Source organism: Klebsiella sp. CN_Kp066, from assembly GCF_040065135.1.
Taxonomy (GTDB): domain Bacteria; phylum Pseudomonadota; class Gammaproteobacteria; order Enterobacterales; family Enterobacteriaceae; genus Klebsiella; species Klebsiella oxytoca.
The window spans coordinates 41,246-62,872 of record NZ_JBEAIU010000002.1 but is presented as its reverse complement, the minus strand read 5'-3'; the positions used below and the strand labels follow the sequence as shown (position 1 = coordinate 62,872).

The 21,627-nt window shown below is 57.3% G+C and carries 16 protein-coding genes and 1 pseudogene; 9 read left to right on the top strand and 8 right to left on the bottom strand.

Annotated elements, in window-relative coordinates; genetic code table 11:
- The 3 genes and pseudogenes from lsrD to lsrA all read right to left on the bottom strand — a co-directional run bounded on the left by lsrD (nt 1) and on the right by lsrA (nt 3,513).
- A pseudogene (gene lsrD, locus ABLV75_RS01285) lies at nt 1-994 on the bottom strand (autoinducer 2 ABC transporter permease LsrD).
- On the bottom strand, nt 995-2,029 hold the full coding sequence (gene lsrC / locus ABLV75_RS01280; protein WP_017145390.1) for an autoinducer 2 ABC transporter permease LsrC: 1,035 nt from the start codon (nt 2,027-2,029) through the stop codon (nt 995-997).
- Nucleotides 2,026-3,513: an autoinducer 2 ABC transporter ATP-binding protein LsrA gene (gene lsrA, locus ABLV75_RS01275; RefSeq protein ID WP_024274748.1), complete on the bottom strand. Its 1,488-nt coding sequence runs from the start codon at nt 3,511-3,513 to the stop codon at nt 2,026-2,028. The genes lsrC and lsrA overlap by 4 nt, the downstream gene beginning before the upstream one ends.
- A gap of 219 nt (nt 3,514-3,732) precedes the next feature.
- Between lsrA and lsrR the strand changes: the two genes are divergently transcribed.
- From lsrR to ABLV75_RS01260, 3 genes are all read left to right on the top strand, one after another.
- Nucleotides 3,733-4,704 carry a transcriptional regulator LsrR gene (lsrR, locus tag ABLV75_RS01270; protein ID WP_004105944.1) on the top strand — a complete coding sequence of 324 codons (972 nt, stop codon included), beginning with the start codon at nt 3,733-3,735 and terminating at the stop codon, nt 4,702-4,704.
- Nucleotides 4,705-4,742: 38 nt separating this feature from the next.
- Nucleotides 4,743-6,335, top strand: a complete 1,593-nt coding sequence (gene lsrK, locus ABLV75_RS01265; RefSeq protein WP_004105945.1) for an autoinducer-2 kinase — start codon at nt 4,743-4,745, stop codon at nt 6,333-6,335.
- Between the two features lie 213 nt (nt 6,336-6,548).
- On the top strand, nt 6,549-8,570 hold the full coding sequence (locus ABLV75_RS01260) for an NADPH-dependent 2,4-dienoyl-CoA reductase (RefSeq protein WP_047720605.1): 2,022 nt from the start codon (nt 6,549-6,551) through the stop codon (nt 8,568-8,570).
- Nucleotides 8,571-8,723: 153 nt separating this feature from the next.
- On the opposite strand, the gene ABLV75_RS01255 is transcribed toward ABLV75_RS01260, so the two are convergent.
- The 3 genes from ABLV75_RS01255 to ABLV75_RS01245 all read right to left on the bottom strand — a co-directional run bounded on the left by ABLV75_RS01255 (nt 8,724) and on the right by ABLV75_RS01245 (nt 12,207).
- A complete protein-coding gene (locus tag ABLV75_RS01255) occupies nt 8,724-9,551 on the bottom strand; it encodes a hypothetical protein (protein ID WP_004105947.1) in 828 nt (275 codons plus the stop codon).
- A 77-nt stretch (nt 9,552-9,628) separates the two neighbouring features.
- Nucleotides 9,629-10,759 carry a 23S rRNA (guanine(1835)-N(2))-methyltransferase RlmG gene (gene rlmG, locus ABLV75_RS01250; protein ID WP_348854874.1) on the bottom strand — a complete coding sequence of 377 codons (1,131 nt, stop codon included), beginning with the start codon at nt 10,757-10,759 and terminating at the stop codon, nt 9,629-9,631.
- A 104-nt stretch (nt 10,760-10,863) separates the two neighbouring features.
- On the bottom strand, nt 10,864-12,207 hold the full coding sequence (locus tag ABLV75_RS01245; protein WP_064356198.1) for a glycoside-pentoside-hexuronide (GPH):cation symporter: 1,344 nt from the start codon (nt 12,205-12,207) through the stop codon (nt 10,864-10,866).
- Nucleotides 12,208-12,314: 107 nt separating this feature from the next.
- Between ABLV75_RS01245 and ABLV75_RS01240 the strand changes: the two genes are divergently transcribed.
- The 6 genes from ABLV75_RS01240 to sstT all read left to right on the top strand — a co-directional run bounded on the left by ABLV75_RS01240 (nt 12,315) and on the right by sstT (nt 19,315).
- Nucleotides 12,315-13,181 (top strand): AraC family transcriptional regulator, encoded by an 867-nt coding sequence (locus tag ABLV75_RS01240; protein WP_004105950.1) that lies wholly within the window; start codon nt 12,315-12,317, stop codon nt 13,179-13,181.
- 128 nt (nt 13,182-13,309) lie between these two features.
- Nucleotides 13,310-14,953: a glycoside hydrolase family 43 protein gene (locus ABLV75_RS01235; RefSeq protein WP_053064444.1), complete on the top strand. Its 1,644-nt coding sequence runs from the start codon at nt 13,310-13,312 to the stop codon at nt 14,951-14,953.
- 78 nt (nt 14,954-15,031) lie between these two features.
- Nucleotides 15,032-15,535 (top strand): M48 family metallopeptidase, encoded by a 504-nt coding sequence (locus ABLV75_RS01230; protein ID WP_014839612.1) that lies wholly within the window; start codon nt 15,032-15,034, stop codon nt 15,533-15,535.
- 69 nt (nt 15,536-15,604) lie between these two features.
- On the top strand, nt 15,605-16,594 hold the full coding sequence (locus tag ABLV75_RS01225; protein WP_023330070.1) for a Gfo/Idh/MocA family oxidoreductase: 990 nt from the start codon (nt 15,605-15,607) through the stop codon (nt 16,592-16,594).
- Nucleotides 16,595-16,844: 250 nt separating this feature from the next.
- A complete protein-coding gene (locus ABLV75_RS01220; RefSeq protein ID WP_004105962.1) occupies nt 16,845-17,813 on the top strand; it encodes a TerC family protein in 969 nt (322 codons plus the stop codon).
- Between the two features lie 254 nt (nt 17,814-18,067).
- Complete coding sequence (sstT, locus tag ABLV75_RS01215; RefSeq protein WP_348854873.1) at nt 18,068-19,315, top strand: serine/threonine transporter SstT; 1,248 nt, start codon at nt 18,068-18,070, stop codon at nt 19,313-19,315.
- A 15-nt stretch (nt 19,316-19,330) separates the two neighbouring features.
- Here the strand turns inward: sstT and ABLV75_RS01210 are convergent, their stop codons facing one another.
- Together ABLV75_RS01210 and ABLV75_RS01205 are read right to left on the bottom strand one after the other, a co-directional pair.
- Nucleotides 19,331-19,885 carry a YgjV family protein gene (locus ABLV75_RS01210; RefSeq protein WP_004105965.1) on the bottom strand — a complete coding sequence of 185 codons (555 nt, stop codon included), beginning with the start codon at nt 19,883-19,885 and terminating at the stop codon, nt 19,331-19,333.
- A gap of 244 nt (nt 19,886-20,129) precedes the next feature.
- Complete coding sequence (locus ABLV75_RS01205) at nt 20,130-21,617, bottom strand: altronate dehydratase family protein (protein ID WP_348854872.1); 1,488 nt, start codon at nt 21,615-21,617, stop codon at nt 20,130-20,132.
- Nucleotides 21,618-21,627 lie beyond the last annotated feature (10 nt).

Genomic DNA, 21,627 nt, shown 5'->3' with positions numbered 1-21,627 from the left:
TTATGCTCCGATTGTCTTATGCGCGAGAAAGACGCCGCCAGGTCATCCGCACCCACTCACGGTGCAGACTCAGCGAACGCCCCATCACCACCACAACCAACAGCGCCCCTGACAGCGCGCTCGACACCTGGTTGGGGATGCCGACCATTTGCAAACCTTGTTGTAAATAGCCCACCAGCAGCGCGGCAAGCGCCGTGCCGACGATCGAGCCGGAACCGCCGTAGATATTGGCCCCGCCGAGCACCGCGGCGGTCAGCGCCGGCATCAGCAGGTCGCGGCCTAAGTCCGAGCGCGCCGAGCCGAAATAGGAGACCATCACCAGCGCCGCCACCGCCGACGCCACGCCCACCAGGCCATACAGCGCGTAGGGCATCCCGTTAACGGAAAGCGCGGCGTAGCGCGCGGCGCGCGGGTTCTGCCCGAGCAGAAAAAGGTGCCGCCCAAAGCGCCCGCGGTGGGCCAGCAGCCAGAAAAAAAAGGTGATAACGGCGAACAGCACCAGCGGTATCGGCAGGCCGAACAGGGTCAGATTGGCGAAGGCGGTAAAGCTATCCGGGAATCCGCCGATGCCTTCGTAGCCGGTCGCCCCGGCCATGCCCGAAAGCAGCAGCGCGCCGCCGCCGTAGAGGTACAGGGTGCCAAGGGTAATCACCAGCGGGCTAATGCCGGTGTAGTGAATCAGCGCCGCGTTCAGCAGCCCGCACAGCAGGCCGAGCAGCAGCGTCAGGGGGATCGCGAGGCTCATCGGCCAGCCCGCCTGCATCATCACCCCCAGCGCGATGGCGCACAGGCCGATGGTGGAACCGAGCGAAATATCAATCCCGCCGCTGATGATCACCAGCGTCAGCGGCAGCGCCACGATGCCGATGCAGATAAAGTCGCTGGTGCTGAACAGCAGCATATTGAGATCGAGCATGCGCGGATTCAGGGTGCCAAACAGCAGGATCTCCACCACCAGTAATCCCAGCAGCGCGCTTTCCCAGTTGAGCTTCATTTACGCCACCTCTTTATTTTTACGTTCAGGAAACGGGGCCACGCGCTTGCCCCCTTTATTGCCGGGCTGAAAGCGACTGTATTTCAGCGCCCGCTGATGGCGGGTCAGCGCCTGACGCAGCCGCCCGTCGAGCACCAGTACGCCGAGCAGCACCAGGCCGGCAATGAAGTCGTTCCACCACGCCGGGAGACGAAACAGCACCAGCACGGTATCGATTTGGGTGAGGAAGAAGGCGCCGAGAAAAGCGCCGAGCAGCGTGCCGGTACCGCCCAGCAGCGAGATCCCGCCGAGCACGCAGGCGGCGATGGCTTTCATCTCCAGGCCGCTGCCGGTCTGATTGGGCACAAATCCAATCTGCGCGGCGAACACAATCCCGGCGCAGGCCGCCAGCATGCCGTTAAGGGTGAATGCCAGCATCCGCGTGCGGTTCACCGCCACCCCAAGCTGGCGGGCAGCGGCAAGGTTATCGCCGACGGCGTAAAAATCACGGCCAAAGGCAGTACGCGATAGTATCCCGCCGCCCGCCAGCAGTAGCGCCAGCACCAGCCAGCCCAGCGGAGAAATGCCGATGAATGCCGGTTCCGACAGCGCTTTCAGGCTGTTCGGCAAACCTTCAATCCACTTACCGCCGGTCCACAGCAGCATCACCCCGCGATAAAGGCCGAGGGTGCCGAGAGTGGCGACAATCGCCGGGATGCGCAGCCCCACCACCAGCAGGCCGTTAAAGGCGCCAGCCAGCGCGCCGATCGCCAGCGCAAAGGCGATGGCGGTCATCAGCCCATACCCGCTATTTAGCGCCACGCCTGTCGCGATAGCGCTCAGGCCAACGGTGGAGCCCACCGAAACGTCAATATTGCGGGTGAGCATCACCAGCGTCGCCCCCAGCGCCAGCAGGCAAAGGATTTGCGAGCTGGCGAAAATCATGCCCAGGGTTTGTAAGCTGAAATAAGCCGGGTTGAGCGCCACCAGCCCGGCAAACAGCACCACGATGGCGAGGAAGGCGCTCAGTTCGCGATTCTTTAATAACGTTTTCATGCCTGCCCTCCGAAGGCCAGGGTCATCATCCGGTCAACGCTGACCGCCTGCTGCGCCAGCTCGCCGCTCTGCCTGCCCTGATGCATTACAACCACCCGATCGGCCAGGCCAACGAACTCGTCGAGATCGCTGGAGATCATCAATACCGCCACGTTCTGCGCGGCGACGCTTTTCAGCAGCTGATAGATGTCGGCTCGGGCGGAAACGTCCACGCCGCGGGTCGGTTCATCGACGATCAGCAGCAGCGGGTTAGCCTCCAGGCAGCGCGCCAACAGTACCTTCTGCTGGTTACCGCCGGAGAGCGTGCGCACCGGGCGATCGCCATCGGCCATTTTGATCCCCAGCGCCCGGTGATAGCGCTCCACCACCGCCGCTTCGCGCCGGTTCTGCTGCCACAGCGACGGCTGGTTAAACATCACCGTGTTCCAGCGCACCGGCGCATCGAGAAACAGACCGGAAACCTGTCTGTCCTCCGGCAGATAGACCAGCCCGCTGGCCAGCCTGGCGCGCGTGCTGTCGCGGCTGATATCGCGGTTTTCCAGCCACACCCGCCCTGCGCGAGCCGGCCGCAGACCATAGAGCGTTTCAGCAAATTCGGTACGCCCGGATCCGACCAGCCCGGCGAGGCCGACGATCTCCCCGGCGCGGATCTCCAGATTGAGATCGATAAAGCCCTCTCCGGTCAGATCTTCGACCCGCAGCACCGGAAAATCCTGCGCCTGAGTGCGACGATTGCCCGGCAGCGCCAGCCACAACTTTTGCGTGTCGCTCAGGGCTCGATCGCGACTGACCGGCGTCATTGCGCCAATCAGCTGGTTGTCGCCGTAGTGCGCGGTTTCCCCGCTCAGCACCACCGCGCCATCGCGCATCACCGAAACGTGGCTGGCGACCTGGCGGATCTCCGGCAGCTTGTGCGAGATAAACACGATCCCGACACCGAGCGCCTGCAAAGAGCGGATCTGGCGAAACAGGCGATCGGTTTCTCCCGGCGTCAATGAGGCGGTGGGCTCATCGAGGATCAGGATCTGCGCGTCGCGCATCAGCCCGCGCAGGATCTCCACCATTTGCTGATCGGCCACTTCCAGCGTGCTGGCCGCCGCCTCAAGGTTAAGCTGGCAATTAAGCTGCTGAAGCTTTTCCTGCAGATGGTTCTCGTTATCCGCCCGCTTCGGCAGACGAAAAAGAATATTTTCCCGCACCGTCAGATTGGGGAATAACATCGGTTCCTGCGGCACCAGATACACGCCCTGCTGATGGGCCTGGGCGGGAGTAAGGCGCGCAAATGTACGTTCGCCGAGGATGAGCTCACCGCTGTCAGGGGTCTCTACCCCGGCAATAATCTTCATCAGCGTCGATTTTCCGGCGCCGTTGCCGCCCATCAGCGCGTGCACCTGGCCGGAAAGCAGCGTGAAATCAATATGCTTCAGCACGGTCACGCCGGAGAACTGTTTGCAGATTTGGCGAGCTTCAAGCAGTGGCTTCATCATCGCGCCTCGTTTTGAACAAAAGATTTTTTGAATTAATAATGTTCAAAAGCGTAGACGGTGAACTATATTTACAACCGTGCAACGATCACAGTTTTATGCTTTCGATCGTTTGAATAAAACCAGCGAACAACGAAAGATCGGTTTTGCCAGTCGGCTCACATTTTCCGACCACGCAATAACGAACATATGATCTAAATTTTTATAAGAGTTCACTTTATGAGCGAAAAACGCATTACGGAAGAGAGCCGCTACGCCGGGCTGGCGTTAGCCGAGGAAGAGCTGGTGGCGCGGGTGGCGTGGTGTTACTACCACGACGGCCTGACGCAGAACGACATCGGCGAGCGTTTAGGGCTGCCGCGGTTAAAAATCTCCCGCCTGCTGGAAAAAGGTCGCCAGTCGGGAGTGATCCGCGTACAGATTAATTCGCGCTATGAGGGCTGTCTGGCGCTGGAAACCGAACTCCAGCAGCGCTTTGGCCTGAAAATCGCCCGCGTGCTGCCGGCGCTCAATACCCCGCCGATGAACACCCGCCTGGGGATTGGCGCGGCGCAATCGTTAATGGGCGTGCTGGAGCCAGGACAACTGCTGGCGGTGGGCTTTGGCGAAGCCACCATGAGCTGCCTGCAGCATCTGAGCGGGTTTATCGGTTCCCAACAGGTTCGGCTGGTGACGCTTTCCGGCGGCGTAGGTCCGTATATGACCGGCATTGGCCAGCTGGATGCCGCCTGTAGCGTCAGCATGATCCCCGCGCCGCTGAGGGTGTCATCGGCGGATGTAGCGGAGATCCTGCGCCGGGAATCGAGCGTACGCGATGTGATCCTGGCCGCCACGGCGGCGGATGCGGCAGTGGTAGGTATCGGCGCCATTGACCAGCGCCGGGACGCCACCATCCTGCGCTCCGGCTACATCAGCGAAGGCGAGCAGCTGATGTACGCCCGCAAAGGCGCGGTCGGCGACATTTTAGGTTATTTCCTGCAGGCCGACGGTAAACCGGTTGAAGGGCTGGAGATCCATCGGGAACTGCTCGGCGTCACCCTTGATGAACTGGCCCAGCTGCCGACCATCGTGGGCGTCGCCGGGGGCACAGAAAAAGCGCAGGCGATTTACGCGGCCCTTATCGGCAAGCGGATTAATGGCCTGGTAACGGAAGAGACAACAGCACGCGCGGTGCTGACGCTGGCCTCATAAATGGCCCTGCGCCGCGCAACATGAGCGAGGCGCATGTCATGAGTTACCTGTTAGCGTTAGATGCCGGGACCGGCAGCGTTCGGGCGGTCGTATTCGATCTCCAGGGCCGTCAGATTGCGGTCGGTCAGGCCGAATGGAAGCACCTGAGCGTGGACAATGTCCCCGGCTCGATGGAGTTCGATCTCAGCGTCAACTGGCAGCTGGCCTGTCAGTGTATCCGCCAGGCGCTGGCCGCCGCCCATCTCTCTGCGGCGGATATTCAGTCCGTGGCCTGCTGCTCGATGCGTGAAGGCATCGTGCTTTACGACCGCAACGGCGAGGCCATCTGGGCCTGCGCCAACGTTGACGCTCGCGCCAGCCGCGAGGTGGCGGAGCTCAAAGAGATCCACGACGACCGTTTTGAATCCGAAGTGTACAGCGTGTCGGGGCAGACCCTGGCGCTGAGCGCCATGCCGCGCCTGCTTTGGCTGGCCCACCATCGCCCGGATATCTACCGCAAAGCGGCGACCATCACCATGATCAGCGACTGGCTGGCGGCGAAGCTCTCCGGCGAGCTGGCGGTCGACCCTTCTAACGCCGGAACCACCGGCATGCTCGACCTGTTCAGCCGCGACTGGCGCCCGGCGCTGCTGGATATGGCCGGACTGCGGGCCGATATTCTCTCGCCGGTCAAGGAGACCGGCAGCGTACTGGGGGCGGTGACCGACGCAGCGGCGGCGCAAAGCGGGCTGCGCGCAGGCACGCCGGTGGTGATGGGCGGCGGCGACGTCCAGCTCGGCTGCCTGGGTCTCGGCGTGGTGCGCGCCGGGCAGACGGCGGTGCTCGGCGGCACTTTCTGGCAGCAGGTGGTTAACCTGCCGGAAGTCCGTACTGACCCGGAGATGAATATTCGCGTTAACCCGCACGTCATACCCGGCATGGCGCAGGCGGAGTCCATCAGCTTTTTTACCGGCCTGACCATGCGCTGGTTCCGTGATGCTTTCTGCGCAGAAGAGAAGCTCATTGCCGAGCGGCTTGGCGTTGACGCCTACAGCCTGCTCGAAGAGATGGCCAGCCGCGTACCGGCGGGTTCCCACGGGGTGATGCCGATTTTCTCTGACGCCATGCACTTTAAGCAGTGGTACCACGCTGCGCCATCGTTTATTAACCTCTCCATCGACCCGGAAAAATGCAATAAGGCCACGCTTTTCCGTGCGCTGGAAGAGAACGCGGCGATTGTCTCCGCCTGCAACCTGGCGCAGATTTCGCAGTTTTCCGGCGTGCAGTTTGATAGCCTGGTCTTTGCCGGCGGCGGTGCAAAAGGGGCGCTGTGGAGCCAGATCCTCAGCGATGTCACCGGTCTGCCGGTGCGGGTGCCGGAAGTCCGCGAAGCGACGGCGCTGGGCTGCGCGATCGCCGCCGGCACCGGCGCCGGGCTATACGCCGATATGGCGACAACGGGTGAGAGACTGGTGAGCTGGTACCGGGAATTTACGCCTAATCCCGCGCATCGGGAGCTGTATCAGGAGATGATGACCAAATGGCAGTCGGTGTACGCCGAGCAGCTCGGTCTGGTGGACAGCGGATTGACGACCTCCATGTGGCAGGCGCCGGGTCTGGCGCGCCGCGAGCGCGTTGCCCCCTCACCCTAAGCCTCTCCCCGACAGGAGAGAGAACAGTCCGGGCTTCACTGGCCCCCTGCGCTATTCCGCCCTTCTCCCTTTCCCGGTGGGAGAAGGGAGAACCTTCCGCCGTTCTTTGAATCCCATCACAATCGCCGCACTCCCCTTTTCCCTTTTTGCCCGCGGCGGCTAAATTAGTAACTCATCCGACCACATAACAATAATTTTACACTGGAAGAGATTATGAGCCGCTACCCGTCGCTTTTCGCCCCGCTTGAGCTGGGGTTCACTACGCTCAAAAACCGCGTGTTGATGGGCTCAATGCATACTGGCCTGGAGGAGCTCCCGGATGGCGCGCAGCGGCTGGCGGCTTTTTACGCCGAGCGCGCCCGCCACGGGGTAGCGCTGATCGTCACCGGCGGAATTGCCCCCGCCCCTTCCGGCGTCACCATGGCGGGCGGGGCGGTGCTTAACGACGCCAGCCACCTCTCCCATCATCGCTATATTACCGACGCGGTACACGAGGAGGGCGGCAAAATCGCCCTGCAGATCCTGCATACCGGGCGCTACAGCTACCAACCGAAGCTGGTGGCCCCTTCCGCTCTGCAGGCGCCAATCAACCCCTTTACGCCTCACGAACTGAGCCACGAAGAGATCTTACAGCTGATCGATGATTTTGCCCGCTGCGCCCAGCTGGGGCGAGAAGCCGGGTACGACGGCGTCGAAGTGATGGGCTCGGAAGGCTATCTGATTAACGAATTTCTTGCCGCGCGCACCAACCTTCGCGACGACCAGTGGGGCGGCGACTACGCCCGACGCATGCGTTTTGCCATAGAGGTGGTCAGAGCCGTGCGGGAGCGCGCAGGCAACGACTTTATTATTATCTATCGTCTGTCAATGCTTGACCTTGTCAGCGGCGGCAGCACCCTGGCGGAAGTCACCGAGCTGGCAAAAGCCATTGAGGCCGCAGGGGCAACGATTATCAATACCGGCATCGGCTGGCACGAGACGCGTATTCCCACCATCGCCACACCGGTACCGCGCGGCGCCTTTAGCTGGGTCACCCGTAAGCTGAAAGGCGCGGTGTCGATCCCGCTGGTCACCACCAACCGGATTAACGATCCCGATGTGGCGGAAGCGATCCTGGCTCGCGGAGACGCCGATATGGTATCGATGGCCCGCCCTTTCCTCGCCGACAGCGAATTTCTCTCCAAAGCACAAAGCGGACGGGCGGAAGAGATCAATACCTGCATCGGCTGCAACCAGGCCTGCCTCGATCGGATCTTCGCCGGCGAGGTCACCTCGTGCCTGGTCAACCCGCGCGCCTGCCATGAAACCCTGATGCCGATAGCGCCCGCGACCACGCCGAAGCGGCTGGCGGTGGTCGGCGCTGGTCCTGCCGGGCTGGCCTTTGCGGTTAACGCCGCCTCGCGCGGACATCAGGTTACCCTTTTTGATGGTCATTGCGAGATTGGCGGCCAGTTTAATATCGCCAAGCAGATCCCCGGCAAAGAGGAGTTCTACGAAACCCTGCGCTACTATCGCCAGATGCTCGATCTTCACGCTGTCGATCTGCGATTGAATACCCACGTCACGGCCGGGGATCTGCGGGCATTTGATGAAATCGTCCTCGCCACCGGGATCGCCCCGCGGATGCCGGATATCGCCGGGATCGAGCATCCCAAAGTGCTGAGCTACCTCGATGTCCTGCGCGATAAAGCGCCGGTAGGCGAGAAGGTGGCGATTATCGGCTGCGGCGGGATCGGCTTTGATACGGCCATGTACCTCAGCCAGTCCGGCATTGCCACCAGCCAGAATATCGGCGAGTTCTGTGCAGAATGGGGGATCGATACCAGCCTGCAGAACGCCGGCGGACTGCGCCCGGAGGGGATGCAGCTGGCTAAAAGCCCGCGCCAGATCGTGATGCTGCAGCGCAAAACCAGCAAGCCCGGCGACGGGCTGGGGAAAACTACCGGCTGGATCCATCGCGCTACCCTGCTGGCCCGCGGCGTCAAAATGATCCCCGGCGTCAGCTATCAACGGATCGATGATGCCGGCTTACATGTGACGATCGGCGGCGAATCTCAGGTGCTTAACGTTGATCATGTGATTATCTGCGCCGGTCAGGATCCCCGCCGCGAGCTGGCCGATCCGCTGCGGGCGGCGGGTAAAACGGTACATTTGATCGGCGGCTGCGACGTGGCGATGGAGCTGGACGCCCGGCGGGCTATCGCTCAGGGCACCCGGCTGGCGCTGTCGATTTAAAAGTTCATGCTCAGACAATCGCGAGCGCCATAGCTAAACTCGCGATTGTCATTTCCCTGCGTGAGGCGGTACATCACTATCGCCCCATCCTGATACAAACGGCAATCTTGATATTGCTGGCTGCGATAGCTTCAATCAGCAATTTTCCCCATCTTAAAATTGACAGTCTTTTGGCGTAAACGACAGGTCACGCGTCTCATACCCCTGCGCAAAGCGGACTATCATTTTTAAATCAAGCGAGCTCGCCACATCGTTGGCGCAATAACGCGAGTAAAGTTTTTTAGCGTGCGCGTAGTAGAGCGCCATCGGTAATTCGGCCAGCTTTGTCTGGCGAACATGGTGTTCAACAATCAAGGTGTGCTGATCAAAATAGATGTCGGTAAGGGAAGTATTATTATCGATTTTTATCGGCAGCGGGATCTTACTCTTATCTTCCATGACCGATTGATAAAACGCCTGCCAGAGGATATTGCGGGTGTGCTTCTGCGCCTGTTTCAGGCCCAGACAGGATGAATGGAAAAGCACGAGCACAACGATATACAGCGTTCGCGTTCGCTTATTAATATATGTACTGTCATCAATCCCGATGACTTTATGTTTACGCCGCATCCAGCAGGCAATAATTCCGTGGCAAAAACAGAGTAACCAGATCGTGGTCCCTGCCAGCCAGGCCACATTAAAGCTGCGTCCGGGCGGAAATAACTCCACCGCCAGTTGATCGATAAAATAAAGAACCAGCGCCATGACAGCGCAGGCGCGGCTATATTTATAGATTCCGAAGGCCATTGCTGCCCACAGGACAGCGAATAGCAGATTATACCCTCCACCGGTATTATCACTAAACCCGAGCCAGCCAGAACCAGTGATGTATATATAAACTATGCATTGTATAACGCAAACAAATACGGCAGGATGCCTGCCTAAGACAATTTTGCGCGGAGTGGCGGCTCCATTACTGTATTCATCTTCCTGATGATTCATATTAATAATCCCTGTCCGATTAATATAAATAAGCAGGCCATAGCGGCCTGCTTATCCAGGAACGAGATTATTATCTTTTAACGCGCCTTACGCAATTTCACCGCTTTTAAAACCACAAATTTATTATTAGTGGCGATCGTCGTGCAGTTACCGAACGCGCGCTTCAGCTTGCGGAAATAATCGAGGTGGCGGTTACCGACGACATACAGCTCGCCGCCGTACTTCAGGCTACGACGGGCATCGTTAAACATCTGCCAGGCAATATGATCGGTGATCGCATGCTGCTGATGGAACGGCGGGTTGCAGAGGATGGCGGCGAAGCGGTCCGGTTCAATATCGGACAGCGCGTTATTCACCATAAACTCGCAGCGCTCGAGGTCATCCGGCAGATTGGTTTCGACATTCAGTCGGCTGGAAGCGACCGCCATATAGGACTCATCGGTAAACATCACCCGGGCGTCGGGGTTTAAAGCCAGCGCTTTCAGGCCAATCACGCCATTGCCGCAGCCGAGATCGGCGATCTCGCCTTCAATATTTACTGGCAAGTGTTCCAGGAAGAAGCGCGCGCCAATATCCAGGCCGCTGCGGGCAAACACGTTGGCGTGGTTGTGAATCGTCCACGGTGTACCGTCCAGCTGCCAGCTGTAAGTTTGCGGCGCATCGGCTACCTCAGGCACGGTAAAGGTACAGAAAATCAGCCGCGCCTTTTTCCAGGCCAGCGATGTGGTGGTGGTGCCAAGGATTTTCTCAAACAGCGCCAGGGTGGAATTGTGGACGTCGCGAGCTTTCGCAGCGGCAATGATGCGGGTTTCTGGCGTGACAACCGCGCGCAGAGCGCGCAGCTGCTGCTCCAGCAGCGCCAGCTGTTTTGGTACTTTAATGAGCACCAGTGCCGGAGCTGCGGGCAGTTCGCTCAAGGGATCCTGAAAACGTACGCTCTCTTCATCAATGCCGTTCATCCGCAGGTTGTAGCGGGTCGCCAGCTCAGAGACGTAGGAATCGTTGATGCTGACCGGATTGCGTTCCGCCAGCGCGCAACCCAGCGCGCCGAAGCTGTCATTGAAAATGAGCGTCAGGCCGTCGACATCATTCACCTGTTGCAGCAGATATTCATCCGCCGCTTCCCACGCCTGAAGCGCTTCCTCTTCAGCATTCGGCGGGAACCGCTCTAATGTGAATAACTCACCGTTTAACTCTACCTGGCTCATCGCCTTTGTGCCTCCGGAACTCTAAAACCCGCGAGTTTATACGCAAACTCCGCCCAGTAGAATAGAGATGCGCCGATTATCTCCTTCTTCCGGGCGATAGCCCGTTACGCCGGGAGGTCGTCCTGCGCCATGCGCGACAGGCGCTTATCGTCCAGACTATATTTGTTCATGATAACAATCAGCAGCGCCACCAGCACGCCGGGGAAGACGGTAAACAACAGCTTAATCATCTGCAGCGCGGACTCGGTTTGCTGGGCTGCGCCGCCGACGTAGTCGCCCCAGGCCAGCATATAGCCCACCAGCGCGCCGCCGATGGCGATCCCCAGCTTGATGGCAAACAGGTTCGTTGAAAAAACGATCCCGCTGAGCTTTTTACCGCTGCGTTTTTCTTCCGCATCGATGATATCGGACAGCATGCTCCACTGCAGCGGCGTGGCGGCCAGCTGGATAATATTGATGATAATCACCAGCGCAAAGATAGCGGCTACGTTCCCCGCCGGGACGAAGTACATGCCCGTCAGCAGCGCCGCCTCGATGGCCATCGAGATTTTAAACCCTTTCACTTTATCAATATTTTTAAAGATAAACGGTGAGAGCATCGCCCCCAGCACGCCCGAGGCCAGGGTGGTGGTCAGCAGCAGGCTACCCAGATCCGCCCGCCCCATAATGTTGTTGACGTAATAGAGCGTGGTCCCGCCTTTAAACAGCACCGCAATCAGGTTAACGACGTTTAGCGCGAACAAAATGCGCCAGTCCTTGTTGGCGAGCAGAGTTTTTAGATCGTCAAGAATGCTGCTTTGGTTGTTGACCGCGATATCCGTGGTGTAACGCTCTTTCGTCAGGCCAAAACAGATAAAGAACAGGATGATGCTCAGGCCCCCCATTACGATCATGGTGTAAAAATAACCGTTTTGTACGTTCCCCTGGCCCAACCACGCCACCAGCGGTAGCGCGGTCAGCGAAACAATCAGGCCGCCAAGCGTACTGAGCGCAAAGCGCCAGGACTGGAGCGATACGCGCTCGCGGGAGTCGTTAGAAATATTATTGATCATCGCGCAATACGGAACGTTAATCGCTGTATAGACCAGCGATAATAAGGTATAAGAAACATAGGCATAAATGAGCTTGCCGGTATAACCGAAATCTGGCGTATAAAAAGTTAAGCAGCAAAGAACGCCAAAAGGAATGGCGAACCATAAAATATAAGGACGGAATTGCCCATATTTAGTTCGGGTACGATCCGCCACCGCCCCCATTAATACATCGGTCACCGCGTCTAATACCCTTACCGCGAGAAACATGGTTCCCATATGCGCCGGACTTAAACCAAATACATCGGTATAAAACCAGGCCATAAACAGCATCACTGTTTGCCAGACTAAATTACAGCCGGTATCCCCTAACCCATAGCTAAATTTTTCTTTAATACTGATACGGGCAGTGTTCATCGCGCCTCCGCCAGAAACATCGTTAATATTTGTCCTCTGTACGTTATTGCGAAGGGCCTACCGATTATGTATAAATCATCCTGTTAAATATAAGAAGAGTGTACCCGATGAGTGACGAATCTCCCGTTTTCGAAAAGATCCCCGTGGGCGCCGGCGAGCTATTTACCTTACGGGTAGATAACATAAATGATTTCAATGGCATAAACGTAGTCCCCCATTTTCATATGATGGACGAACTGATGTGGTTCAGAGAGTCGGCAGGCAGCTATTCGATTGGTGATGAGAAATTTACGATAAAAAACAATACCCTGGTTTTCGTCCCTGCCTTATTGATCCATGAAATGACGCTGCCGGCCGCTGCCAGCCACAAGCGTTATCTTATGCAATTCGAAAAAGAGTGGCTTGAGGGATATGACCTGTCGCTACCCGCCGCGCACTGCGGCGCAGTCGCTTACCTTTCCGGCGAGGAAGCCGAGCGTCTGGAGCTGCTCCTGAGCTGGTGCGGCGAGTTCAGCGACTTTGCCGATTCGCTGTTCCGTTCCCTGATGCAGAGCGTGCTGCTGCATGCCTTTAACAGCCTGAAAGATTCCGTCCCCATTACCGAACGGACCAACCACCGCTACCTCAGCGAGCTGATTGAACTTCTGCAATCCATTGATGAAAATGAAAATTTTGAGATGACGACCGAAGAAGCCGCCCGCCGCTGCCGGTGGTCGAAATCCTGGTTTTCCCGCACCTTTAAATCCGCCTTCGGTATCAGCTTCAAAAAATTTATGCTGCTGCGAAAACTCAATATCGCTATCAACCTGCTGACCAATACCGACCTGAAGATCAGCGATATCTCGCAAAGCGCCGGCTTCACCGACAGCGCCTACTTCTGCCTCAAGTTTAAGGAGATGATGAACGACACCCCGCTGGCCTTCCGTCATAAAGTCAGAAGCACCGATGCCGTAGGCAGCCGGGCGGAGAAATAACGCGGTTTTGTGAGCGCCGTCACCGGATAAGTAGACGTTTATTATATAAATAGCCAGAGTCTATATATCCCCTTTGCTATCGCCTGTTTACAATCATCGCTATATTTTGCGCATTAAGGGTAAATACGATGATTCAGAATCCTGTTTTTAAAGGTTTTAATCCGGACCCCAGTATCTGTCGGCGCGGCGATGATTATTATGTAGCTGTCTCTTCCTTTGAATGGTTTCCCGGCTTGCCGATTTACCATTCGAGAGATCTCAAACATTGGCAATTACTCACCCACGTTCTCACCGATGATACGAATCCGGATTTAAAAAAGCTGCCCTCCGCCAAAGGTATTTGGGCGCCAAGCCTGACCTGGTGTGAAGAGGAAAAGCTGTTCTACGTTATTTATGGCGTAATGAATTCCATGAATTCGCGTTATTTTGATGTAGATAACTATCTTATTACCGCCAGTGAAATCAGCGGCCCGTGGAGTGAGCCGGTTTATCTTCACTCGGCCGGGTTCGATGCTTCTATCCTGCACGACAGCGACGGTAAAAAATGGATCGTTTCACTGGAGTGGGAAACCCGCGAAGGTTACGAAAAACCGGGCGCCATTTGCCTGGTGGAGTATTCACCGCAAAGGCAAAGCGTTGTCGGCTATCCGCAGCGGATCTGGCGCGGCGGGACCGATCGCGGTTGTATAGAAGCACCGCATTTGACGCGCCGCGGCGACTATTACTATCTGATGGTCGCTGAAGGCGGCACCGGTTACGGCCATGCGGTCACTATGGCGCGCGCAACGCAGGTCGCTGGCCCCTATGAAGGCGATCCGCAAAATCCTATCGTCACCGCCTGGCCGGAGAATTTTAACGAGCGCCACGATGCAGGTCATCTCAAACCACACTACTTCAATCCGCAAACCTATCTGCAAAAGGCCGGGCACGGCAGCTACGTCGAGACCCCGACGGGGGAAGTCTGGTTAACCCACCTTTGCAGCAGACCCTTCCGCCAGGAGTTGCGCTGCCCGCTAGGCCGCGAGACGGCGATACAAAAGATGGTATGGAGCGACGATGGCTGGCTGCGCATGGCGGCCGGGGGGAACCTCGCTCAGCACCAGGTGGAAGAGTCTAATCTGCCTTCTCAGCCGTTTCCGGCTAAACCAGACAGGGATGATTTTGATGGGCAGACGCTGGATAACGCCTTCTATGCGCCGCGGATCCGCTTTCAGCGCTTTACCAGCCTTGAGCGTAAAGCGGGTTACCTTGCCTTACGCGGTCAGGAGTCGCTGAGCTCGCTGAATAAAGTCAGCCTGCTGGCGAAAAAGCTCACCTCGGTATACGCCACCATCACCACGAAAATGGATTTCAGCCCGGAGATTTATCAGCATAGCGCGGGCCTGGCGCTTTACTACGACAATATGAACTATCTGTTTTTGCATAAAACCAGGGATGAAGCCTCCGGCGCAGCGCAGCTGGCCATCATTTATATGGACAACGGTGAGCGTCACGACGACCCGCAGAAAATCTGCCTTACGGAGGGGGAAATCTATCTGGCGATGGCGATTAATGGCCGGGAGATACAGTGCTCGTGGTCCGTGGATGGCGAAAAATACCTCAACATCGGCGCGGTCTACGACACCTCGCGTTTTTCCGATGAATACAGCCGCTATGGCGAGTTTACCGGCGCGTTTGTCGGCATGGCCTGCGTGGATAGCATGCTGCATCGTAAAGAGGCGCTGTTTGACTTCTTTAGCTACCGGGCGGTCGAAGACGCGATAATCGAGTAACGCTGCCTTTCTGGCATCCTGCCCGCGCGGGGTGCTAGAATCCGCGGCTGTTGTCGCTGAATTACGCAAACAGGCCACATGAGCACTTTAACCTATCTCCAGGGCTACCCTGAATCCCTGCTGGCGCAGGTCACCGCGTTAATCGAACAGAACCGTCTCGGCGAGGTGCTGAAAAAGCGCTATCCGCAGGGCCACGATATCAACAACGATAAAGCGCTGTATCAGTACACCCAGGATCTGAAGTCCCGCTATCTGCGCGGCGCGGCGCCTATTAACAAAGTAATGTACGACAACAAGATCCACGTGCTTAACAACGCGCTCGGCCTGCATACCGCCATCTCCCGCGTTCAGGGCGGCAAGCTGAAGGCCAAAGCCGAAATTCGCGTCGCCACCGTTTTTCGCGATGCGCCGGAGGATTTTCTGCGGATGATCGTGGTGCACGAGCTGGCGCACCTGAAGGAAAAAGAGCACAACAAAGCGTTCTATCAGCTGTGCTGCCATATGGAGCCGCAGTACCATCAGCTGGAGTTTGATACCCGCCTGTGGCTGACCCAGCTTTCGTTAGAGCGTTCTGCGCCATAGCGCACTGGTTTTGTCATGATGCCGTGCTACAGTGACGAAAGGTCCCTTTTACGGAGTTCGTCAACGTTTATGATACGTTTCGCAGTTGTTGGCACAAACTGGATAACCAAGCAGTTTGTCGATGCCGCCCATGAAACCGGCAAATATAAACTCACCGCCATCTACTCCCGCAGCCTTGAGCAAGCCCAGGCTTTCGCCAGCGATTATCCCGTCGAACATCTCTTCACTTCGCTGGAAGATTTAGCGCAAAGTCCTGACGTTGACGCGGTCTATATCGCCAGCCCAAACTCGCTGCACTTTCCGCAAACCCGCCTGTTTCTGCGCCATAAAAAGCACGTCATTTGCGAAAAACCGCTGGCCTCGAATCTGCAGGAAGTGGAAGCCGCCATTAAGACGGCGCGGGAAAATAACGTGGTGCTCTTCGAAGCGTTCAAAACCGCCAGCCTGCCAAACTTCCTGCTGCTTAAACAATCATTCGACAAGATCGGCAAGCTGCGCAAAGCCTTTATTAACTACTGCCAGTACTCTTCCCGCTATCAGCGCTATCTCGACGGTGAAAATCCCAACACCTTCAATCCGGCCTTCTCTAACGGCTCGATTATGGACATCGGCTTTTACTGCCTGGCCTCGGCGGTCGCGCTGTGGGGCGAGCCTCGCGCGGTGCACGCAACCGCCAGCCTGCTGGAGAGCGGCGTCGATGGCCAGGGCACGGTCGTTCTCAGCTACGGGGATTTTGATGTCACTTTGCACCACTCAAAGGTCAGCGACTCGGCGATCCCCAGCGAAATTCAGGGCGAAGCCGGCGCGCTGGTGATCGAAAAAATCTCCGAATGCCAGAAAGTGTGTTTCGTGCCGCGCGGCGGCAAGTCTCAGGATCTCACCCAGCCGCAGCATATCAATACGATGCTGTATGAAGCGGAGGAGTTCGCGCGTCTGGTCGAAGCCAACGAGGTGGTTCATCCGGGTCTGGAAGTGAGCCACATCACGGCGAAGCTGCTGAGCGAAATTCGTCGCCAGACCGGGGTCGTGTTCCCGGCGGATAGTCAACCGGTGGCGTAAAGCTGTGTAAATGGTCCGTCGGCCTCCATTGACGCCATTTATAACCTGTAATACTTTGTTACGCGCAAAGGGGAGTAACTTCCTTGCCGGCCGATCGTCATTACGATGCGTGAAAAACCGCATCCGGTCGCCGGGCAACAGATTCTTGTTGTAAGTGAGACCTTGCCGGAAGGCGAGGTCTATGCATAAAAGCGCAGCGGCTGCCGTCTTCCGACGTCAGCCGTTTTGTTTTTATGTAAGGAAAATAGTAATGAATACTGTCGGCACACCGTTGTTATGGGGCGGATTCGCAGTGGTCGTGGTCATTATGCTGGCTATCGATCTGCTGCTGCAGGGACGGCGTGGTGCACATAGCATGACCATGAAGCAGGCCGCTGGCTGGTCAATTCTCTGGGTTACCCTCTCGCTGCTGTTTAACGCCGCTTTCTGGTGGTATCTGGTGCAGACCGAAGGTCGCGCCGTGGCCGACCCGCAAGCGCTGGCGTTCCTCACCGGCTATCTGATTGAAAAAGCGCTGGCCGTGGATAACGTCTTCGTCTGGCTGATGCTGTTCAGCTACTTTGCCGTTCCGCCTGCGCTACAGCGCAGAGTGCTGGTTTACGGCGTACTGGGCGCGATCGTGCTGCGTACGATCATGATCTTCGCCGGTAGCTGGCTGATCTCTCAGTTTGAGTGGCTGCTCTACGTCTTCGGCGCCTTCCTGCTGTTTACCGGCGTGAAGATGGCGCTGGCGAAAGAGGATGATTCCGGGATCGGCGATAAACCGCTGGTGCGCTGGATCCGCAATCATCTGCGCATGACGGATAAAATCGAGGGTGAGCGCTTCTTTACCCGCAAAAACGGCGTTATCTACGCCACGCCGCTGTTGCTGGTGCTGATCCTGGTCGAGCTGAGCGACGTTATCTTTGCCGTTGACAGTATTCCGGCCATCTTCGCCGTGACCACCGATCCGTTTATCGTGCTGACCTCCAACCTGTTCGCGATACTTGGCCTGCGCGCGATGTATTTCCTGCTGGCGGGCGTCGCGGAGCGCTTCTCGATGCTGAAATATGGCCTGTCGGTGATTCTGGTGTTTATCGGCATCAAGATGCTGATTGTCGATTTCTTCCATATTCCTATCAGCATTTCTCTGGGCGTGGTCGGCGGTATTCTGGTGCTGACCCTGCTTATCAACGCCTGGGTCAACAAGCAGAACGATAAGAAAAAACAGCTGCAATAAAAGGTAAACGACCGGGTGAAGACCCGTTTCACCCGGTCGGCAACGTTCGCCGCGCATTATTCTTACTCATGTCACAAAATAGTTAATGCATAGTTAAAAAATAAGATCTCAGCGCGATAAACAGCATTTTACCCTTCCCCAATAGCGTTCTTTCCGTATACTCAACCAGGCAAACATCTATTTACATCCGGACATAAACGTTACAAATAATACGTAGCCGGGACGGACAGCGACATCACTGGAAGGAATGAATTATGGCAACCCCATCACCCCGATCGACCCTGCTACGGCGGCTGGCTCAGGGCAGTCTGGTCAAACAAATTTTAATCGGTCTGGTACTCGGCGTACTGCTGGCGACGGTCTCAAAATCGGCCGCCGTCGCGGTTGGGCTACTGGGTACGCTTTTCGTCGGCGCGCTGAAAGCGGTAGCGCCGGTGCTGGTATTGATGCTGGTTATGGCCTCCATCGCCAATCATCAGCAGGGGCAAAAAACCAGCATCCGCCCGATTCTGTTCCTCTATCTGCTGGGGACTTTTGCCGCCGCGTTAACCGCGGTGCTGTTTAGCTTCCTCTTTCCGTCAACGCTGCACCTGAACGCAGTGGCAGAGAGCATTACTCCGCCGTCGGGCATCGTTGAAGTCCTGCGCGGGCTGCTGATGAGCATGGTTTCTAACCCGATTGACGCCCTGTTGAACGCTAACTACATCGGGATTCTGGTCTGGGCCGTCGGTTTAGGGTTCGCGCTGCGCCACGGCAATGAAACCACCAAAAATCTGATCAACGATATGTCCCACGCGGTGACCTTTATCGTTAAGGTGGTGATTCGCTTTGCGCCGCTGGGTATCTTTGGGCTGGTCGCGTCAACGCTGGCGACGACCGGGTTTGAAACCCTGTGGGGCTACGCCCAGCTGCTGCTGGTGCTGGTTGGCTGTATGCTGCTGGTGGCGCTGGTGATTAACCCGCTGCTGGTGTTCTGGAAAATCCGCCGCAATCCCTATCCGCTGGTGATGACCTGCCTGCGCGAAAGCGGCGTATACGCCTTCTTTACCCGCAGCTCCGCCGCCAACATTCCGGTGAATATGGCGCTGTGCGAAAAGCTTAATCTGGATCGCGATACCTATTCGGTCTCTATTCCGCTGGGCGCGACCATCAACATGGCCGGCGCGGCGATTACCATTACGGTACTGACCCTGGCGGCAGTGCACACGCTGAACGTTCCGGTCGATCTGCCGACCGCGCTGCTGCTCAGCGTCGTTGCTTCGCTGTGCGCCTGCGGCGCTTCCGGCGTGGCGGGCGGGTCGCTGCTGCTGATCCCGCTGGCCTGTAATATGTTTGGTATCCCGAACGATATCGCCATGCAGGTGGTCGCCGTCGGCTTTATTATCGGCGTCCTGCAGGACTCCTGCGAAACCGCGCTGAACTCCTCAACCGATGCGCTGTTCACCGCTGCCGCCTGTATCGCTGAAGACGAACAGCTGGCGAAGAACGCCCTGCGCAGTTAATCTCCCCCCCCTCCGCTAACGCGCGGAGGGGGTTTCCTTCTGTACCGCCTTTTCCACTTTAAACGGATCGATACCGCGCTTCTGCATCCGCCGGAAACGAATGATATTCAGGCCGTTCATCAGCAGGAAGCTGCCTTCAATCAGAGTGCCGCCGATCGAACCCAGCCAGAAGTTGTGGATCACCCAGCAGGCGGTTGCACACCACATCACGCAGCGGACGGTGAGCCCGGAGCAGCGAAAGAGCGCCCAGGTACTGGCCAGGGTGCCAATAATCGGCAGCAGCTCCATAGCGTGCTGCAGCTTCGCCAGCCCCAGTACCAGCGTGAGCACAATAAACAGGGTCATCACCCACAGCCTGCGGGTGCGCATGGAGACGAGGGTACGAACGGTATTCAGCTCGGCGCTCATACCCGCCGGCCAGGCGCCCATCAAAAAGAAATGCACGCCAATGGTGGCGCTATAAACGGCTAGCTGGAGCTTAAAGCGGCGCTCATCGCGATTGAAAAATGTCGTAATACCGATCAGAAAGGCGATAACGCCAACGCTCTGGGCAAGCCAGTATGCGGTCATGGGAAATCCTTATATACCCGTCATACTTCAAGTTGCATGTGCGTTAGCCGCGTTACTCGGCCTGCGGTCTCGCCCCTTCGGGGCCAGCGCTGTTCAAAGCACAAGTGCTTTGTCCTGCGACTCGAATTATTTAGGGTATAAGACAAAACGGCGCATCATACTCAGAAACGCCGCTTTTGAAACGCCTCTCTTTATTACTCAATAAGGTTTCACGCCGCAGCTGTGGCGTGAAAGATACGAGTACTTAAAGGGTGACGCCGCTTTTGAATATCGCCAGTTCGCGGAAATCATTACGCTCGTTGCAGGTTTGCTTACCGTTGGCAAAGGCCACAATGGTATCGACAAACTCTTCCAGCAGCTGCGGCATCGCTTTACCGTGAATCAGCTGACCGGCATCGAAGTCGATCCAGTGTTTTTTCTTCGCCGCCAGTTCGCTGTTGGTGGCAATTTTCACCGTCGGAACGAAACCGCCGTATGGCGTGCCGCGTCCGGTGCTGAAGAGCACCATATGGCAGCCCGCGCCGGCCAGGGCGCTGGTCGCTACCGCATCGTTGCCCGGCGCGCTCAGCAGGTTAAGGCCGTGCACTTTCAGCCGCTCGCCGTAGCGCAGAACGTCAACCACCTGGCTGGAGCCCGCTTTCTGCGTACAGCCCAGCGACTTATCCTCAAGCGTAGTGATGCCGCCCGCTTTGTTGCCCGGCGATGGGTTCTCATAAATCGGCTGGTCATGAGCGATAAAGTACTGTTTGAAATCATTAACCATCGTCACCAGCTTGCCAAACGTCTCTTCATCGCGACAGTGGCTCATCAGCAGCTGTTCGGCGCCGAACATTTCCGGTACTTCGGTCAGCACGGTGGTACCGCCGTTAGCAATCAGGTAGTCCGAGAAACGGCCCAGCATCGGGTTAGCGGTGATGCCGGACAGACCGTCTGAACCGCCGCACTCGAGACCAAACTTCAGTTCGCTCAGCTTACCCGGCTCGCGCTTATCGTGGCGCATCACGTCATATAGCTGACGCAGATGCTCCAGCCCGGCTTCCACTTCATCATCCTGATGCTGGCAGATCATAAAGTGGACGCGGTCAGGGTCGAACTCGCCCAGCGTTTCGCGAAATGCATCAACCTGATTGTTTTCGCAGCCCAGGCCGACCACCAGCACCGCCCCCGCGTTCGGATGGCGCACCATGTTTTGCAGCATGGTACGGGTGTTGATGTGATCGTCACCGAGCTGTGAGCAGCCGTAGGTGTGACTGAAAAGATGTACGCCGTCAATATCTTCCGCGTCATTCGTCTCTTTCAGGAATCGATTCTGCATTTGACGCGCTATGGCGTTGACGCAGCCGACGGTCGGCAGGATCCACAACTCGTTGCGCACGCCGACTTCGCCGTTGGCGCGACGATAAATCTGGATATCGCGATCCGCCGGCTGCGCGGCGGGTTCGATAAGATCCGGTTGATAGCTGTACGCGTCGAGATCGCTTAAGTTAGTACGCGTATTATGGGAGTGGATATGTTCCCCCGGCGCGATATCCGCCAGCGCATGCCCTATCGGCAGACCGTACTTAATGACGTTGTCTCCCTTCGCAATGCCGCGCAGCGTAAACTTATGCCCGCGCGCAATATCCTGAGCCAACGTGACCGTATCGCCGTCAATGGTGACTACCGTGCCTGCCGCCATATCCGCCAACGCTACCGCGACGTTATCTTGCGAATGGATTTTAATGTATTGCATATCAACCGAC

Bases quoted from the DNA above. Each gene is read 5' to 3' on its own strand.
- lsrC (WP_017145390.1), bottom strand. From the start codon at position 2,029: ATGAAAACGTTATTAAAGAATCGCGAACTGAGCGCCTTCCTCGCCATC.
- lsrA (WP_024274748.1), bottom strand. From the start codon at position 3,513: ATGAAGCCACTGCTTGAAGCTCGCCAAATCTGCAAACAGTTCTCCGGC.
- lsrR (WP_004105944.1), top strand. From the start codon at position 3,733: ATGAGCGAAAAACGCATTACGGAAGAGAGCCGCTACGCCGGGCTGGCG.
- lsrK (WP_004105945.1), top strand. From the start codon at position 4,743: ATGAGTTACCTGTTAGCGTTAGATGCCGGGACCGGCAGCGTTCGGGCG.
- ABLV75_RS01260 (WP_047720605.1), top strand. From the start codon at position 6,549: ATGAGCCGCTACCCGTCGCTTTTCGCCCCGCTTGAGCTGGGGTTCACT.
- ABLV75_RS01255 (WP_004105947.1), bottom strand. From the start codon at position 9,551: ATGAATCATCAGGAAGATGAATACAGTAATGGAGCCGCCACTCCGCGC.
- rlmG (WP_348854874.1), bottom strand. From the start codon at position 10,759: ATGAGCCAGGTAGAGTTAAACGGTGAGTTATTCACATTAGAGCGGTTC.
- ABLV75_RS01245 (WP_064356198.1), bottom strand. From the start codon at position 12,207: ATGAACACTGCCCGTATCAGTATTAAAGAAAAATTTAGCTATGGGTTA.
- ABLV75_RS01240 (WP_004105950.1), top strand. From the start codon at position 12,315: ATGAGTGACGAATCTCCCGTTTTCGAAAAGATCCCCGTGGGCGCCGGC.
- ABLV75_RS01235 (WP_053064444.1), top strand. From the start codon at position 13,310: ATGATTCAGAATCCTGTTTTTAAAGGTTTTAATCCGGACCCCAGTATC.
- ABLV75_RS01230 (WP_014839612.1), top strand. From the start codon at position 15,032: ATGAGCACTTTAACCTATCTCCAGGGCTACCCTGAATCCCTGCTGGCG.
- ABLV75_RS01225 (WP_023330070.1), top strand. From the start codon at position 15,605: ATGATACGTTTCGCAGTTGTTGGCACAAACTGGATAACCAAGCAGTTT.
- ABLV75_RS01220 (WP_004105962.1), top strand. From the start codon at position 16,845: ATGAATACTGTCGGCACACCGTTGTTATGGGGCGGATTCGCAGTGGTC.
- sstT (WP_348854873.1), top strand. From the start codon at position 18,068: ATGGCAACCCCATCACCCCGATCGACCCTGCTACGGCGGCTGGCTCAG.
- ABLV75_RS01210 (WP_004105965.1), bottom strand. From the start codon at position 19,885: ATGACCGCATACTGGCTTGCCCAGAGCGTTGGCGTTATCGCCTTTCTG.
- ABLV75_RS01205 (WP_348854872.1), bottom strand. From the start codon at position 21,617: ATGCAATACATTAAAATCCATTCGCAAGATAACGTCGCGGTAGCGTTG.